The 16,324-nt window shown below is 47.3% G+C and carries 11 protein-coding genes; 4 read left to right on the top strand and 7 right to left on the bottom strand.

Going from position 1 to position 16,324, the window contains the following annotated elements:
• The 6 genes from BUR42_RS12965 to nirB form a co-directional block, all read right to left on the bottom strand.
• Nucleotides 1-1,374 (bottom strand): rubredoxin, encoded by a 1,374-nt coding sequence (locus BUR42_RS12965; RefSeq protein WP_074239636.1) that lies wholly within the window; start codon nucleotides 1,372-1,374, stop codon nucleotides 1-3.
• 85 nt (nucleotides 1,375-1,459) lie between these two features.
• On the bottom strand, nucleotides 1,460-4,972 hold the full coding sequence (locus BUR42_RS12960) for a nitrate reductase (protein ID WP_074239635.1): 3,513 nt from the start codon (nucleotides 4,970-4,972) through the stop codon (nucleotides 1,460-1,462).
• Between the two features lie 11 nt (nucleotides 4,973-4,983).
• Complete coding sequence (locus BUR42_RS12955; protein ID WP_074239634.1) at nucleotides 4,984-6,282, bottom strand: MFS transporter; 1,299 nt, start codon at nucleotides 6,280-6,282, stop codon at nucleotides 4,984-4,986.
• A gap of 12 nt (nucleotides 6,283-6,294) precedes the next feature.
• A complete protein-coding gene (locus tag BUR42_RS12950; protein WP_074240583.1) occupies nucleotides 6,295-7,587 on the bottom strand; it encodes an alginate export family protein in 1,293 nt (430 codons plus the stop codon).
• Between the two features lie 80 nt (nucleotides 7,588-7,667).
• Nucleotides 7,668-8,039 (bottom strand): nitrite reductase small subunit NirD, encoded by a 372-nt coding sequence (gene nirD / locus BUR42_RS12945; RefSeq protein WP_074240582.1) that lies wholly within the window; start codon nucleotides 8,037-8,039, stop codon nucleotides 7,668-7,670.
• Nucleotides 8,040-8,065: 26 nt separating this feature from the next.
• Entirely contained in the window at nucleotides 8,066-10,555 is a 2,490-nt protein-coding gene (gene nirB / locus BUR42_RS12940) for a nitrite reductase large subunit NirB (protein WP_074239633.1), read from the bottom strand.
• A 197-nt stretch (nucleotides 10,556-10,752) separates the two neighbouring features.
• Here nirB and cobA point away from each other — a divergent pair, with 197 nt between their 5' ends.
• Entirely contained in the window at nucleotides 10,753-11,538 is a 786-nt protein-coding gene (gene cobA, locus BUR42_RS12935) for a uroporphyrinogen-III C-methyltransferase (protein ID WP_074239632.1), read from the top strand.
• Nucleotides 11,513-12,202, top strand: a complete 690-nt coding sequence (locus BUR42_RS12930) for a Crp/Fnr family transcriptional regulator (protein WP_074239631.1) — start codon at nucleotides 11,513-11,515, stop codon at nucleotides 12,200-12,202. The genes cobA and BUR42_RS12930 overlap by 26 nt, the downstream gene beginning before the upstream one ends.
• Here the strand turns inward: BUR42_RS12930 and BUR42_RS12925 are convergent.
• The gene (locus BUR42_RS12925; protein WP_074239630.1) at nucleotides 12,199-12,480 is read right to left on the bottom strand and encodes a GNAT family N-acetyltransferase; all 282 of its coding nucleotides are present in this window, start codon (nucleotides 12,478-12,480) and stop codon (nucleotides 12,199-12,201) included. The two genes, BUR42_RS12930 and BUR42_RS12925, sit on opposite strands and share 4 nt — an antisense overlap.
• An 82-nt stretch (nucleotides 12,481-12,562) precedes the next feature.
• Here BUR42_RS12925 and BUR42_RS12920 point away from each other — a divergent pair, with 82 nt between their 5' ends.
• Nucleotides 12,563-14,467, top strand: coding sequence for a cytochrome-c peroxidase (locus tag BUR42_RS12920; RefSeq protein WP_084185545.1), 1,905 nt, complete (start codon nucleotides 12,563-12,565; stop codon nucleotides 14,465-14,467).
• Between the two features lie 103 nt (nucleotides 14,468-14,570).
• Entirely contained in the window at nucleotides 14,571-16,172 is a 1,602-nt protein-coding gene (locus BUR42_RS12915; RefSeq protein ID WP_084185652.1) for a purple acid phosphatase family protein, read from the top strand.
• Nucleotides 16,173-16,324: the final 152 nt, after the last annotated feature.

Below are 16,324 nucleotides of genomic sequence, written 5' to 3'. Positions count from 1 at the left end.
TTAAGTAGTTTGAATTAATGTACTGAATGGTACTTCCTTAAATTCGCTGATCTCTGTTTCGCAAATGTAACATTGTTCTCCCTGTCCTTCCTCATAAATACTAAGGCAACAGGGGCACTGTAGTACTGATTTTTCTGGCAGGTTGTTTATAGGAGCTGATTGTTGCTCCGCCACGTACTGCTGTAATACATCCCATTCACTGCCTTTTTCGTAATAGTGTTTACACAAAGATACGATATAAGGTCCAAGATGTTCTTTGGTGACATTCTCCCGGTAAGGTACCAGGGTGCTGGAATTGGGGTTGAAATCCGGGGTATAGAGGATGTCGAACCGCTGCATGTATTTCAGCTTGCTATTGTATTTATTTTCCTGCCTGCGGATCACAATAGCCCCGAAATGACTATTTCCCGGTTGCATGCGGATGCTGAAGCAAAGCCCGTAGGTACGTACGTCCGCTGTATCGAAGTGCCGGATGATATGTCTTTTCAGAATGAGGCTGTCCTCACAGTTATCCGCGATCTGCCAGTTCAGTTCATTGGCTGCGTGCCGCACATTGATGCCATGTTTCCCTAAAGCATAATCCCAGAGCCGCCGGTGTACAGGATCAATATCCCGAATAATAATGGATTTCCAGGAGGTGGCATAAAGCTGTCCTACGCCGGTTTCCAGGCATATGGAGCAAAGGTCTTTGAGAAAGGCAACGGAGAATTCCTCATCCCGGCGGTAGATGCCCAGCCAGTATTGATTATTGTATTTGTTGAATCCTTCGTAGTAGGGGAGATGGAAGACCGGTGGTTCCAGCTCTTTATCCTTTGGCCTGCCAATGTAATCACAAAGCTTTTCCGGAATGTGCGTCATATGTTCTTCCAGGAACCTGCTCACCTGCGGAATACTATTGGTATAGATCAGTTCTGGCCAGCAGTAAGTGGATTGCTGACCCGGCATGCGGATATACAGGTACCAGTAATGTGCGTGAGCAGATGCGATCCAGTTAATATGCCCGGTGAAGAAAGGTACAAAGGTCTGCTGGCTGTCGCAGATATTGATCTTCAGTTTGGGAGGTGTCTCAAACAGATCGAAGATATCTTTATAGATACCTTCCTTGAGCCAGGAGTCCGGAATAAAAAGGTCAGTTGCCGCATAAGAACTGCTGATATTTGGTGTTTGGGAAAGAATGATATGTTCCTCCCGGCAGGCATTTTCAAATTGTTTGCAGTGTTTGTTCTGTACCTCTACATAGAGTTGCTGCCGCAGGCCAAATCGTACCTGTGTGACCTGTGCTGCCGTAGCTATGTTCAGCACTTCCTGCAGATAACCGGGGGAAATGATGCCGCCGGTGAAATTGATGCTGTAAATGTTTGATTGTCTGGCCATGATTACACGAGTTCCTGTTATTGTTTACTACTGCGGCTTGCTGATATACGGTTCCTGTTATAGTGTATTTCTCCTGCTTCGTTGATTACACGAGTTCCTGTTGCAAGGTTCTTTTTACTTTATTCTTTTCCAGCAGCTGTTTTACTTCCGGTTTGCAGCTGCCGCAGCCCAAACCTGCGCCGCTGACTTTGCAGAGTTCGTCCAATGAGCTGAATCCTTCTTTGATCTTCTCACAGATGTTTCCTTCTCCCACATTCCCGCAGGAGCATACCAGCTTTCCGATCACCGGTGCTGCTTTTTTACCGGAGCGCAGGAGTTCCAGCCTTTTATCTGATAACTCTATCTTTTGTTGTATCAGTTCCCTGAATTCCTGGAATTCTGATTTGTCGCCGATAAGGATAGCACCTACCAGGCGATCGTTATGAATGATGCATTTTTTATAGAACCTTCTTGATTTATCGATGAACACTACTTCTTCATAAGCCGGATCGGCAGGAGTTTCCACCATGCCCAGTGAACAGAGTTCCATGCCATGCATTTTGAGGATGTTCATGAAAAGGGAGCCTTCATAATATCCTGTGATATCGCCGTTCATATGACGGGCTACAATAGCTGCCTGTTGTTCTGCGGCTGCAGTGATGCCATACAGCGTTCCTTCATAGGCAGCAATTTCACCAATGGCATAAATGGAAGGATCGCTGGTAAGGAGGTATTCGTTCACGATCACGCCCCTGTTACAGGCAAGCTGGGAGGCTTGAGCGAGTTCAATATTGGGTACAGTGCCAATAGACATTACCACGGCCTGGCAGGCAATGTGGCGTCCGCTTTTCAGGCGGATACCTTCCACCTTCTTTAAACCAATGAACTGTTCTATCTCATCGTTATAGATGATGTCGATGTTCCGGTCCTTTAATTCTTCATACAGCAGTTGTGCGCCCAGTGTATCCAGCTGCCGGTCCATAAGGCGGGAGGTACGTTGTATCACGGTAACATCGATATGCATTTCACGCAGGGATGCAGCGAGTTCAATACCCAGTAATCCACCACCAACGATCACGATCTTTCCTTTGGAAGGGTCTGTGTGTTGCACGAAGGCATCCGCATCTCTGCGGCTACGCATGGTGAATATCCCTTTGAGCTGGGGTACATCTTTTAATGTGGCAGCACGGCTACCCGTACCCAGGATCAGTACATCGTAAGTGTGTGTATTTCCCTTACTGTCTATGATATATTTCTCTTCCCTGTTGATCTTTTCAATGCTTACACCCCTGTGCAATGTAATATTCATGAGGGCTTCCTCTGCATCAGACATTTTCACCAATTGCGCCCATTGCTGTGTACCACTGATGTAGTCAGGGAGCATCACGCGGTTATAAAAGGGCTGGTCTTCTTTATTGAACACTACTATTTCATCGTGGGTATTCAGGGCGCGGTAAGTTTTCACAAAGCCATAGGCACCGGCGCCGGCACCTATGACGATGATCTTCTGGAATGGTTTTTCATAACGCAATACCTGTACAGCGGCGTATTTCAGATCTGGCTGTTTCGAGATCGGATCTACGATATTGTTAGTAAGATTATTCGCACGGTTCAGATCACTGTTCAATATTTTTCCCCAATGCATAGGGAGGAACACCACACCTTTTTTGATGGTGGTGCAGAGTTGCGCTTTTACGCGCACGGTACCTCTTTCGTTCTTTACTTCTACAAGGTCATCCTGCCGGATGTTCCGCTCGCGGGCATCTTCAGGATGGATCTCCAGGAAGGAGGAAGTTATATGTTGTTTCAGCTTGCTCACCTTTCCTGTTTTACTCATAGTATGCCACTGATCGCGTATGCGGCCGGTGGTAAGGATCAGGGGGTAAGTGTCGTTTATGGGTTCTGAATTATTTTCATCATCAAAAGAATGGATGTTCGCTTTTTTATTAGGCGTATAAAAAGAATGATCTGTGAAAAGCCGGGGCGTGCCATGATCTTTGGTACCGTCTGGGTAAGGCCATTGCACGCTGCGTTTTTCTTTCAGCAGTTGGTAGTTCAGTCCGCTGATATCGATATTGGTACCTGCTGTCAGCCGGCAATGTTCGTTGTATATTTCTCCGGCATTGGCATAGTCAAATCCTTTGTAACCCATCTTTTTCGCAAAACGGCAGATGATCTCTGCATCCGGCAAAGCCTCTCCCGGGGCATCGGTTATTTTATGCAGGTAGCTGATGCGGCGTTCCGCATTGGTCATGGTGCCTTCCTTTTCTGCCCATGCTGCGGCGGGTAAAACCACATCTGCATATGCCAGCGTTTCCGGTTTATTTGAGATCTCCTGTACTACCACAAATTTCGCTTTCTGTAAAGCTGCTTCCATGAAACGTACATCCGGCAGGCTCACCAGTGGGTTGGAAGACATGATCCAGATAGCTTTTAACCGGCCATCGTTTAAGGCTGTAAACATTTCTGTAGCAGTGAGCCCCGGTTTATCTGACAAGGGTACGCCTCCCCAGAATTCCTGCACGGCTTGCCGGTGAGCGGGATTGTCCAGTACGCGATGGGCTGGTAACAGGTTCGATAAACCACCTACTTCCCGTCCGCCCATTGCATTGGGCTGGCCGGTTAAGGAAAAGGGGCCGCTGCCTGCTTTGCCGATCTTTCCTGTGATCAGGTGGAGATTGATCAGGCTGAGGTTTTTATGCACACCAACCACGCTCTGGTTCAGGCCCATCGTCCACATGGTCATAAAACCTTTTGCTTCACCAATGTAATGTGCTGCATCGTAGATGGCGGTATCCGGAATGCCGCAAATGAGCGCAGCTTCTGTAATGCTCCGCTGCATCACCATCTCCCGGTATTTTTCATAACCATTTGTATGCTGCTGCAGGAATGCTGCATCTGTTTTACCCTGTTCTATCAGTAATCTCCCGATTGCATGATGGAGTACAATATCAGTGCCCGGATGCAATTGCAGATGAAGGTCTGCCATGGTGCAACTCTGTGTGACACGGGGATCACTGACAATGATCTTCAGGCGTGGATTGGCAGCCCTGGCTGCTTCTATACGGCGCCATAAAATGGGATGGCACCATGCGGGATTGGCCCCCGCTACAAAAATGCAATCCGTCTGTTCAATATCATCATAAGTACCGGGCACCACATCTTCTCCTAAAGACATCTTATAGGCTGCCACCGCACTGCTCATGCAAAGCCGTGAGTTGGTATCGATGTTATTACTGCCAATAAAACCTTTGATCAGTTTGTTGACCACGTAATATTCTTCCGTTAAACATTGGCCGGATGCATAAAATGCTACTGCATCCGGCCCGTGTTTTTCAATGATGGCTTTAAAAACAGCCGCCGTCCTGTCCAGCGCCTGTTCCCAGGAAACCCTTTGCCGTGGGCTGTTCCGGCTGTACCGCATTTCAGGATGCATCAAACGGTCTGAAGTGTCTGTTACCGTATAGTGCAGGTTCATTCCTTTGGAGCATAACATGCCCCTGTTCACAGGATGATCTTTATCTCCTTCTACCGTTAATCTTCCCTGCCTGTCGCGATGGACCACTACACCACATCCTACTCCGCAATAGCAACAGGTTGTTTTGAATGATGCCTGCATGTTGAAAATATTTAATCAGCCAGTACCGGCTTTGCTTTGACCGGTACAGTTACATTGGCGGGTTGTTTACTGAACCTGGTCACCAATACGATAAAACCCGTTGCGATCACCGCGTACCCGATATAAGTGAATGCCTGTTCGTAGGAAATGTTCTCCGATTTAAACAGGAAGCCGAACAGCATACCACCGAGGTTGCCACCTGCTCCTACAATACCACTCACCAGCCCTACATTCTCCTGGTTTATAAAAGGAACGATGCCATAAGTAGCACCATTCGCCATTTTCAGGAATAAAGCAAATCCCAGCATGGCGGCAATGGCAAGACCCAATGAAGGGGCACCTGCAAAAAGTAATAAACCCCCTCCTTCCGCCAGCAATACTAAGGCCAGCAGGATGCCTTTTCCTCTCATACCTTGTTTAGCACCCACCTTGTCTGACACAAAACCTCCCAGTGCACGGGCAAAGAGGTTCATTAATCCGAATACACCAGCCCAAAGCCCTGCGCTGCTTTGTGATAAGTGAAAAGTATCTACGAAGTGAAGGGAAGCCACATTGTCGAAAGTGATCTCCATACCGAAGCACATGGCATATGCCATGGTTAAAGCCCAGATGCGCCAATCTCCCAATACCTTCCAGTCTGTTTTACGTTTAGCGCCGTTGTATCCTATTTCATCATAATTACCATTGGGCGTATCCTTTGTGTATTTATGATAGAGTATGGCTACACCCAGCATCATCAGCCCCGGTACGATCATGGCCAGCCGCCAGGAAGTACCTGCGCTGTAGCCCATTCCTACAATAGCAGCGAAGATGAGTGGCATCACCATGTTTGTAACACCTCCGCCGAGATTGCCCCAGCCGCCGGTAACCGCATTGGCAGTACCTTTGATACTGGGAGCAAACATCATGGATGTATGGAATTGTGTGATCACAAACGATGCCCCGATGGTGCCGATAGCTAAACGGAACATCAGGAAGGTGGTGTAATTATGTGCAAACCCTACGAGGAATACAGGGATAGAACCTATTACCAGCAACCGTACTGCGGTTTTGCGGGGCCCCCAGGTATCACAAAGTCTGCCAATGATCAGCCGTGCAATGATGGTACTGGAAACGGAAGCGATGATGATATTGCCTATCTGTGATTTAGATAAGCCAAGGTCTGCACGGATGGTGGGCATCAGTGGTGCCAGGCCGAACCAGCCAAAGAAGCAAACGAAGAACATCAGCCAGGTAATATGGAACGTGCGCATCTGGATAGAGTTCAGGCTGAAGATGCGTAATTTATCGAGCGGTTTGTTGTTAAGCATTTGTCAGGTTTTTTATTTGAGGAATATGTCCGGCCTGATATTGATCATCAGGTAAGCCCAGTGATTGTTATACTGTGCGTCCGTAACATTTTTGGCGGCGGCCAGTTGTGCCGTGCTGTTAAAGTAGCTGTAACCTCCTTCAAAGGAGATGGCTTTGGTAAGGTTGTACTGCATGGTAAGATCTGCTTCCGTACCAAAGGTTAACCCTGATGAACTATAGAACTGGTGAAGGTCTGCGCCGATATTCCATTTAGTGTTCTTCTTTAGTCTGGCTTTCAGGTAGTAATCCTGTAAGCCGTTGTTGCCGAATTTGCTGGCCACATAGAAGTAGTCCATCGTGCCCCAGAATTTATGCGGCGTGCCATAGAGCGGATCGAAGGTATCTGTGGTAAAATCCACACCGGCCTCCATACTGAAATTTTCTACAAAACGCCGTTGATAGGCTGCGGAGAACAATGCGCCATCTACTGCTTTCCCATCTCCATTTTTGCCTTTCTGATAATAGACGGCTGCAATGATGCTGTTCTTTGAGAAGGGATAGTTCAGATACAGGCCGGTAGTGAAACGGTTGTAACTGGCTGCTTCCCATTTTTTCACCAGCAGGCTGTCTACACTGTATTTGGAGAACTGGTCTGCCAGGAAGAGGAGGGATATACTGCCTGCACCTGCCTGTTTATTGATATGCAGGAATTCCAGGCTCTTGTATTGAGGTGCGCCGTTGGTATTAGCCGGATAGTTACCGGGTGGGGCCGGATTATAAGTAGTGCCTGATGCGTTTTCTTTATTCTGGTTGAAGGCGCCACCTGCATGGAAGTTCCAGCTGTTGTATTTGAATTTGAGTACGGCGGCATCATGCCTCCGGCCTTGCTGCAGCCAGTCCAGGTTGCCCAGCAGGCGGCTGTCGTCATAGACCAATTCCTGCCGTCCTATTTTCAGGCTGAGGCTTTTGTTCTTAAGGATGGTATCGGTTATGAGGACCTCTGCCCAGGCTTCGTGCAGGAGGAATCCGTTATTGTCTGCAGTGGTAGTTCTGTTGATGGTTGATGCATCCTGGCCCCAGACCCTTGTGTCCTGCAGGGTGAGGCCCAATTTTAAGCGGTAGGTACTGTAACCTGCGGATAAGCGGGTACGTTGGGAAGTGAAAAGAGCTGGTTTGCTGCCTTTTGGAAGGGGACCTCCCTGGCCGTCCCGTAGTTCTGTGCGCGTTCTTAGTTGCGCGCCCAGCATGAATTGTGCGGAACAATCAAGGGAAAGGAAGGTGCCAAAGAAAATACAGGAGACCCCGCCGAGGAACGACTTTTTCATGTATTTTTGATAAATTTTAAGTGAGCCAATCATATTAAAATTCAGAAGCCCGGATAGCCTGCCAGCTACCGGGTTTCGCTTTAATACGCTTCTTCGTTCTCTCTAACGCCGATATATACACGATCATCTTCCGTCCTTACCGGGTAGGTAGTGAGGGAACATTCATGTTCGTCGTTCAAACATCTTCCATCTGCCAATGAAAATGTTTTTTTGTGAAAGGGGCAGGCAACTTTTGGTTCTCCCTGGTGTGAACCGGTCATACCACGGCTTAAAGCCATTTGCTGCCTGTGCGGGCAAAGGTTCTGTGTGGCATACCAGGCATCGCTGCGGGTGAAATAGAACAGGGCGATCTGTTCTTCTTTGAACTTGATGCAAACACCTCCGTTCGCGGGAACGTCTGTTGTTTTGCAGGCAAAGAACCAGGTGATTCCGGTTGTGCTGAGCGTTGACATATGTGAAGCGATTTGATGTTGGTGATCTATTTCCATTCCGCTGCTTTCTTCTGATTACGCATGGTCTCAAATTTTACCGTAGGGTCTTTTTCTTCCGGCGCATTAACGAAGTGGTTAAAACGTTTTCTGAGCGCAGGATTTTCCACTACTTCCTTCCATTCGCATTTATAATTGTCTACCAGTAATTGCATTTCTGCTTCCAGGCTTTCTGCTATACCTAAACTATCCTGCAGCACTACGTTGCGGAGGTAGTCTATGCCGCCATCCAGTTTATTGAGCCAGGTAGCAGTACGTGTCAGCGGATCGGCTGTTTTGATGTAGAACATCAGGAAGCGGTCTATGTAACGGATGCAGGTTTCGTCATCCAGGTCGCTGGCCAGGAGCAACGCGTGTTGTGGTTTGGATCCGCCATTGCCACATACGTAGAGGTTCCATCCTCTTTCTGTGGCAATGATGCCAAAGTCTTTGGATTGTGCTTCTGCACATTCGCGGATGCAGCCGGATACGGCAGATTTTATTTTGTGCGGGGCACGGAGGCCACGGTATCTTTCTTCTATCCTGATAGCAAAACTTACGCTGTCATGTAAGCCAAAGCGGCACCAGGTAGATCCCACACAGCTTTTTACAGTACGTAATGCTTTACCGTATGCATGCCCGCTTTCGAAGCCTGCAAGAATGAGTTCTTCCCAGATGGCAGGAAGGTCGCTGAGGTGCGCGCCGAACATATCAATGCGCTGGCCGCCTGTTATTTTAGTGTAGAGATGATATTTGGAAGCGATCTGCCCGATAACGATCAGTTTCTCCGGGGTGATCTCACCACCGGGGATACGGGGTACAACAGAATAAGTACCACCTTTCTGAATGTTGGCCAGGTAACGGTCGTTAGAATCCTGGGCAGTGTCGTTACCTTTGCCGAGGATCATTTCATTCCATAAACTGGCGAGGATAGAGCTTACTACAGGTTTGCAGGTTTCGCAACCTTCACCGTCTCCGTAATGGTCCAGTACTTCATCAAAGGATTTCAGTGCTTTTACTTTAACGAGGTCCAGTAACTCCTGCCGGGAATAAGAGAAGTGTTCACACACCACATTGCGGATATATTTGCCCTGTGCCTTCATAGTGGCGGTGATAATATCTTTCACCATGGGTACACAACCTCCGCAGCAGGTACCCGCTTTTGTACATTTCTTTACGGTATCCAGTGTTTCGTGACCCGCTTCTACAGCCTGTGCAATAGCTGCTTTGCTGATACTTTCACAGCTGCAGATGATGGCTTCGTCAGGGAGATTGATGCCAGTGCTGGCAGTTCCATTCCTGGCACCCAACAGGATGTCTATGGGGTTGGGAGGGAGGATCACTTTATTCTTACTCGTTTGCAGGAGCATATTATAGGCATCTGCATCCCCGATGAGGATGCCGCCTAATAAATATTGACCACAGGTAGAAATATTAATACGCTGGTAAACACCCTTCATGGAATCTTCCAGCACAATGCTGTTGCCTTGCTCCGGAGTAATGAAAGGATTGCCGAAGCTGGCCACATCCACGCCAATGAGTTTCAGTTTGGTGCTCATGTCAAAACCGGTGAAGGCTTTGAGTTGACCGAGCAGGTGAGAAGCAGCTACTTCCGCCATTTCATATCCCGGCGCAACCAGGCCATAGATCATACCATTATATAAGGCACATTCACCGATCGCATAAATAGAAGGGTCAGAGGTTTGCAGCTGTTCGTTTACAACAATGCCTCCGCGGGGACCGGTGGTGAGTCCTGCTGTTTTTGCCAGTTCGTCCCTGGGCTGAATGCCAGCCGAGATCACCAGCATATCTGTATCTAATATGGAATCGTCTGTGAACTGAAGGCCGGTGATGGTATCTGTACCGAGTATTTCGCGGGTGTTTTTGCTGGTATGGATCCGGAGGCCCAGTTTTTCCAGTTTGGACTGGAGGATAAAGGAACCTTTATCATCTACCTGGCGTGGCATGAGCCGGGGTGCGAATTCAATGATATGTGTTTCTGCCACGCCGAGGTCTATTAATGCTTTGGCCGCCTCCAGACCTAAAAGCCCTCCGCCGATCACCGTTCCTTTGCGGGCTTTCGGGGCAAAGGCCTGCATTAGTTCCAGGTCTTCTATAGTGCGGTAGATGAAAACACCTTTTTTATCTACTCCCTGGATAGCTGGTACAAATGCAGCGGAGCCGGTGGCCATGATAAGGAAGTCGTAAGTTTCAGTGATGCCCTGGTGAGAATGAACGGTTTTGGAAACAGGGTCTATTGCTTTTACGGGATCACCCAGGTGGAGGGTGATGTTACGGGAGGTATACCATTCCAGGGAAGCCATTGTGAGATCGTCTGCTGATCTGCCGGCGAAGAACTCGCTTAAATGTACCCGATCATAGGCTGGGCGGGGCTCCTCTCCAAAAACTACTAATTCAATATGGGTATCTCCGGTTTTTTCGACTATTTTTTCGCAAAATTTATAGCCTACCATGCCATTACCGATAACTACGACTTTCATTAGAGGACGATTTTTAAGATCTGGAATAAGCTATATTGACATATAATGTTATTATCAATATAATGTCTTTTGGCTAAAAAATCGTAAAAAAGTAATGGTGTATATGACTAACATCATAAAAATACGAGTATTTAGTCTAAATTTATGCATGAATTAGGTTAAATATCATATATAATTATTATCATAATGTATTAAGCATGCCAAAACCATCCTTATCTTTAGTTGGTGCCGGGCCGGGAGACCCGGAAATGATCACCTTAAAAGCCATCCGGACCATCCGGGAGGCAGATGTGATCTTATATGATGCTTTGGTGAACCCTGAACTGCTGCAATATGCAGGCGCGAATGCCCGGGTGAGCTTTGTGGGTAAACGATATGGCTGCCATGCCTTGTCCCAGCAGGAGATCAATGAGCTGATCATCAGCAGTGCTTTGGCTTATGGGCATGTGGTACGCCTGAAAGGAGGAGACCCCTTTATTTTTGGCCGGGCCGCAGAAGAAATTGAGGCTGCTACTGCTGCCGGCATCCCGGTTAATATAGTACCGGGTATTTCCAGCGCACTGGCGGTACCGGCTGGTCAGATGATCCCGCTCACCTGCAGGGGAATGGCGGAAAGCCTCTGGATCACCACAGGCACTACCCGTCACGGAAGTATTTCAGATGATCTCCGCCTGGCTGCACAATCTACCGCCACCGTTGTAATTTTGATGGCTATGAGCAAGTTAGGAGAGATCATGGACCTGTTCAGCAGTTTTGGCAAAACACAAACACCGGTAGCTATTATACAGAATGGTACCACTCCGGGGGAAAAGATGGTTACAGGAACAGTACGGGATATTGTATTTAAAGCGGCGCATGCGGAACTGGAGAACCCGGCTATTATAATAATAGGGGAGGTGGTGCGCTGGAGAGAAGCTTTACCGGATATCATCGCTCAATCGCAAAAGGTAGAAAGATATGAAGAAAGACAAGCAGGGATGTGACATGCAAACCTGCCTCGTATGCAGGCTGTGTGTAAAAGAATGGAAACCGGCCATCACGCATGAGCGTAAGAACTTTGCCCTGAAAAAAGGTGCACAGTTGTTTAAAGAAGGTGATCCGGTGAAAGGTGTTTTCTTTCTTCATACAGGAAGGGTGAAAGTGCATAAACATTGGGGGGAAGAAAAGGAGCTGATCGTGCGTTTTGCGAAGGAAGGTGATATTGTAGGGCACCGGGGTATTGGCGCAGAGTTGGTATATCCTGTAACCGCTACTGTACTGGAAGCCGCTACTGTTTGTTACTTTGAGCTGGACTTCTTCCAGGCATCCCTTAAAGTGAATGAAGGGCTGATGTATGAAATGATGATGTTCTATGCACGTGAGCTGCAGGAATCAGAAAAGAAGATGCGCAACCTGGCACATATGCCGGTGAAAGGAAGGATTGCTTATGCCCTGCTTTCCCTGCGCGATAAATTTGGAAGGAATGAAGGAGGCTTCATTGACTTTTCCCTCAGCCGCCAGGACCTTGCATCCTATATCGGCGCTACTTATGAAACCACATTCAGAATGCTGAATGAACTGATACAGGAAAACCTCATTATCTTATCCGGAAAAGATATTGCGATTGCACAGGAGGAAAAACTGCGGGCTTTAACCCTGGCAAGCTAAGGAATGAGTACAGTAATATCCTTCCAGCCATACTCTCCGTCAAAACCTCCTTTACTATTGTACAATTTTTTACCACCTAAAGCTTCGTAGGAATAACAGGTAGGATTCTGTGGCGTGCCAAACAACACCATGGTATCAATACCACGTTGCAGCAGCCAGCGTGCTGCATGCTCCGCCAGTTTGCGGCCAAGGCCGATACGCTGATAATCCCGCAGCAGGCGCAGATTGCGGGCTTTGGACGGCCTGCTGAAAGAGCGGAGATAATGTATGAATGGCATTCCTCATTGTATTAAAATTAAGAAATAATTATCTTCATGGGAACGCAGGTACTAACTGCGATTGCCTATCTACTTTTGCCCTATGGTCACTACAAAACGATTGCTGCTACCAGGCTTCTGCCTTTTTCTCCTGATGAGCCTGACCAATGCCACAGGTCCTTCGATAGGCGTGGAGCCAATGGTGCAGTATTTCAGGTCTGGTGCAAAAGACTTTGCTGCTTCCACATTAACCCTCCAATCTACCATCAATTTACTTCGTAAAGACGACACAACAAGTGTTGCCACAGCCAGAACACAATTAAAAGCCTGCCGCCTGCAATACAAAAAGATCGAATTCTTCCTGGAATACTTCTTCAAAACATCCAGCCTTATTTACAATACACCTGCAAAAGCAGAAATAGAAGAACCTTACATGGAATACAATGAGCCGGTAGGGATGCAGGTGATGGAAGCCTTGTTATATGAAGAGGATGTGATAGCTAATAAAGCGGCTTTGCTGGAACAGGTAAATGTGATCCGCAGTTCGGCGGAGGACCTGTTATCCCTGCTGTATGGATTTACTGCCGATGATAAACAGGTACTGGAAAGCGTACGCATAGAACTGATACGAGTTTATACATTGGGTATTACAGGGTTTGATGCACCATTGTTAAAATCAGGTATTACTGAATCCTACGAAGCATTGAATGCCGTGAAAGTTGTGCTGGCCCCATACCTGGATAAACGTGCACCTTATGCAGATAGCGTAATTTATTATCTTGATAAAAGCCTGTGGTTCCTGGAAGCAGGTAAAGATTTTGATGCTTTCGACCGGTTGCGTTTTCTCAGGCAATACGCTTTGCCTTTGCAGAGAACGCTGGGTTACATGATCAGGGACATGCAGCTGGTGCTGAATACTACTGGCGGTGTGTTGAATTACAGTGCGGAACATTTGTTCAGCAAAGATGCCATCAACATAGATGCATTCCCTGCTGCAGGGAATGAGAAATTCAAAAGTGTTGAAACATTTCCTTTATCAGGCATTGCAGCTACGCCGGCGTTATATAAGTTTAACAGTCCGGATGCATTTTCTTCAACTACTGCAACGGTAAATGGCGCTTTGATCAGCCTGGGTAAAAAGTTATTCCATGAAACCGCTTTATCCGGCAATAACAAAATAAGCTGCGCCACCTGCCACCGGCCGGAAAAACACTTTACGGATGGGTTGGCTACCAGTGTTGCGTTTGACGGGCATTCACATGTACGCCGGAATGCACCATCCCTTTTTTACGCAGGATTCCAGTACGGGCAGTTCTGGGAAGGGCGCATCAAAAGCCTGGAAGAGCAGGCGCTGGATGTTGTGCATAACCCGTTTGAGATGAACGGTGATGCGGCGAAGGTTTTACAATTGCCAGCCTATACAGTACTTTTTAAACAGGTGTTCCCGGATAGTACGGTCACTGCGGAAAAAGTAGCGGTGGCCATTGCTGCATTTGTACGCTCGCTGAATCCACGTAACTCTTCTTTTGACCAATACATCACTGGTGATACCACAGCTTTGAGTGCAGCACAGGTAAGAGGCTTTAATTTATTTATGGGGAAGGCGCAATGTGGCACCTGCCATTTTGCACCACTCTTTAATGGACTGGTGCCTCCTTTGTATAACCTTACAGAACTGGAGGTACTGGGCACGCCGAAGAATGAAGACCTGGCAAGACCATTGGCGGATACTGATAAAGGCCGCTATGATGTGTTGAATATCTCGTTCTATGAGCAGGCGTTTAAAACACCTACCGTGAGGAATGTATCAGCCACAGGGCCTTATATGCATAATGGCGCATTTACCACCCTGGAGAATGTAGTGGAATTCTATAACAAAGGCGGTGGTAGCGGCATTGGATTGGAAACGCCTGCCCAAACATTGTCCGCAGCACCTTTGCAGTTGACTAAACAGGAAGTGGCAGACGTGACCGGATTTATGCGGGCACTGGAAGATAAGCTGCCATAGCAGCTTTATAATTGCTTAAAGATTTATTAACTGACATTGTTAGCACGTAGAATAAGAAGCGACTAACTTGGCAGCGCAAATTACAGGTATCAAATCTATAAACATGAGCATCAGATTTTTACTCGCACTGTCAGGTGTGTTTTTTTTCGTGCAGGTATATGCGCAGGAAATTCCTAAGCCCAAGCCGTCAAAGGAGGAACGTAAGCCCAATGTACTGGCGGGCCTGATGAGAGGTCCTTATTTACAGGTAGCTACAGACCATAGTATTATTATCCGTTGGAGAACAAACGCGTTGACGAGAAGTGTGGTGGCTTATGGTACTACGGAAGGGCAGCTGGATATGGCAGCGGAGGATTCCACGCTCACCTTTGAACATAAAGTACAGGTAACAGGTCTTACACCCCGCACAAAGTATTACTATTCCATCGGTGGGGGCAATGGGGATACTTTGCAGATGGATGCTGATAACTACTTTGTTACGATGCCGGTACCCGGTCAGGAAATTCCACTTCGCATCGGCGTGTTCGGCGATTGTGGCAATAACTCTCCCAATCAGCGCAACGTAAGGGACCAGGTGATCAGTTATCTTAAAGATAAACCAATGGATGCCTGGATATTGCTGGGCGATAACGCTTACTCCAGCGGTACGGACCCTGAATTCCAGGAGAAGTTCTTCAATATTTATAAAGATAACCTCCTGAAGAAATACCCTTTGTTCCCTGCGCCGGGAAACCATGATTACAGCGACCTGTACCGCTTCAGGGCTACTTCCCAGGGTACAAAGGACATTGCTTATTATCAGAACTTCTCCATGCCCACTAATGGCGAAGCTGGTGGAGTTCCTTCTAAAACGCAGGCTTTCTATTCTTACGATATCGGTAACATCCATTTCCTGTCCCTCGATTCTTATGGTAAGGAAGATGAGGCCTCCACCCGGATGTATGATACATCAGGAGCGCAGGTGCAATGGATCAAAAAAGACCTGGAAGCACTTAAGAATACCCGCAGGGGATGGGTGGTTGCTTACTGGCATCATCCTCCCTATACTATGGGATCACACAACTCCGATAAAGAAGGAGAGCTGGTGAAGATCCGTGAGAACTTTATCCGTATCCTGGAACGTTATGGTGTAGACCTGATCCTTTGTGGTCATAGTCACGTGTATGAGCGCTCCCGTTTGATGCATGGGCATTATGGTATGGAAGCAACCTTTGATTCCGCCACGCATAACCTGAGTGGCTCTTCTGCCCTGTACGACGGATCTGATAATTCCTGCCCTTATATCAAAGATCCGGTAACCAATGCCGGTACCGTATATGTAGTAACCGGGTCAGCAGGTGCGCAGGGTGGCAGGCAGGCCACTTATCCGCATGATGCGTTTTATTATTCCTATAATGAAAAGGGCGGTGCTTCTATGCTGGAAGTGGATGGTAATAAACTGGAACTGAAATTTATTGCAGCAGATGGTGAGATCAGGGACCACTTTGTGATGATGAAAGATGTGAATAAAACAACTACCATCAACCTGAAGAAAGGACAAAGCGCTACGCTTACTGCATCCTTTGCAGGAAGCTATAAATGGAATAAAGGCAAGCGTACAGAAAGAAGCATCACAGTGAAGCCATCTGCCGGTAAAACAGTATATGAAGTACAGGATAACTACACTTGTGTGAAGGATGTTTTTATCGTGAACGTTTCTAAATAAATCCTAAAGGTTATTTCATATGAAAGCCCTTCTCATTGTGAACGTAACGAAGTGAATTTTTATATCCATTTGAATCCCGGCGCACTTTTAGTGTGCCGGGATTTTTATTTGATGATCTGTTAACACCGCAGTAATAATTTGGTTAAACAGCA

It is taken from the genome of Chitinophaga niabensis, assembly GCF_900129465.1.
Lineage (GTDB): Bacteria > Bacteroidota > Bacteroidia > Chitinophagales > Chitinophagaceae > Chitinophaga > Chitinophaga niabensis.
Note: the sequence above shows the minus strand (reverse complement) of the source record. Positions and strands in the feature narration are given on the sequence as shown.

What these genes read in the sequence shown, in the direction of transcription:
- BUR42_RS12965 (WP_074239636.1), bottom strand. Translation starts at nt 1,374, where the DNA reads ATGGCCAGACAATCAAACATTTACAGCATCAATTTCACCGGCGGCATC.
- BUR42_RS12960 (WP_074239635.1), bottom strand. Translation starts at nt 4,972, where the DNA reads ATGCAGGCATCATTCAAAACAACCTGTTGCTATTGCGGAGTAGGATGT.
- BUR42_RS12955 (WP_074239634.1), bottom strand. Translation starts at nt 6,282, where the DNA reads ATGCTTAACAACAAACCGCTCGATAAATTACGCATCTTCAGCCTGAAC.
- BUR42_RS12950 (WP_074240583.1), bottom strand. Translation starts at nt 7,587, where the DNA reads ATGAAAAAGTCGTTCCTCGGCGGGGTCTCCTGTATTTTCTTTGGCACC.
- nirD (WP_074240582.1), bottom strand. Translation starts at nt 8,039, where the DNA reads ATGTCAACGCTCAGCACAACCGGAATCACCTGGTTCTTTGCCTGCAAA.
- nirB (WP_074239633.1), bottom strand. Translation starts at nt 10,555, where the DNA reads ATGAAAGTCGTAGTTATCGGTAATGGCATGGTAGGCTATAAATTTTGC.
- cobA (WP_074239632.1), top strand. Translation starts at nt 10,753, where the DNA reads ATGCCAAAACCATCCTTATCTTTAGTTGGTGCCGGGCCGGGAGACCCG.
- BUR42_RS12930 (WP_074239631.1), top strand. Translation starts at nt 11,513, where the DNA reads ATGAAGAAAGACAAGCAGGGATGTGACATGCAAACCTGCCTCGTATGC.
- BUR42_RS12925 (WP_074239630.1), bottom strand. Translation starts at nt 12,480, where the DNA reads ATGCCATTCATACATTATCTCCGCTCTTTCAGCAGGCCGTCCAAAGCC.
- BUR42_RS12920 (WP_084185545.1), top strand. Translation starts at nt 12,563, where the DNA reads ATGGTCACTACAAAACGATTGCTGCTACCAGGCTTCTGCCTTTTTCTC.
- BUR42_RS12915 (WP_084185652.1), top strand. Translation starts at nt 14,571, where the DNA reads ATGAGCATCAGATTTTTACTCGCACTGTCAGGTGTGTTTTTTTTCGTG.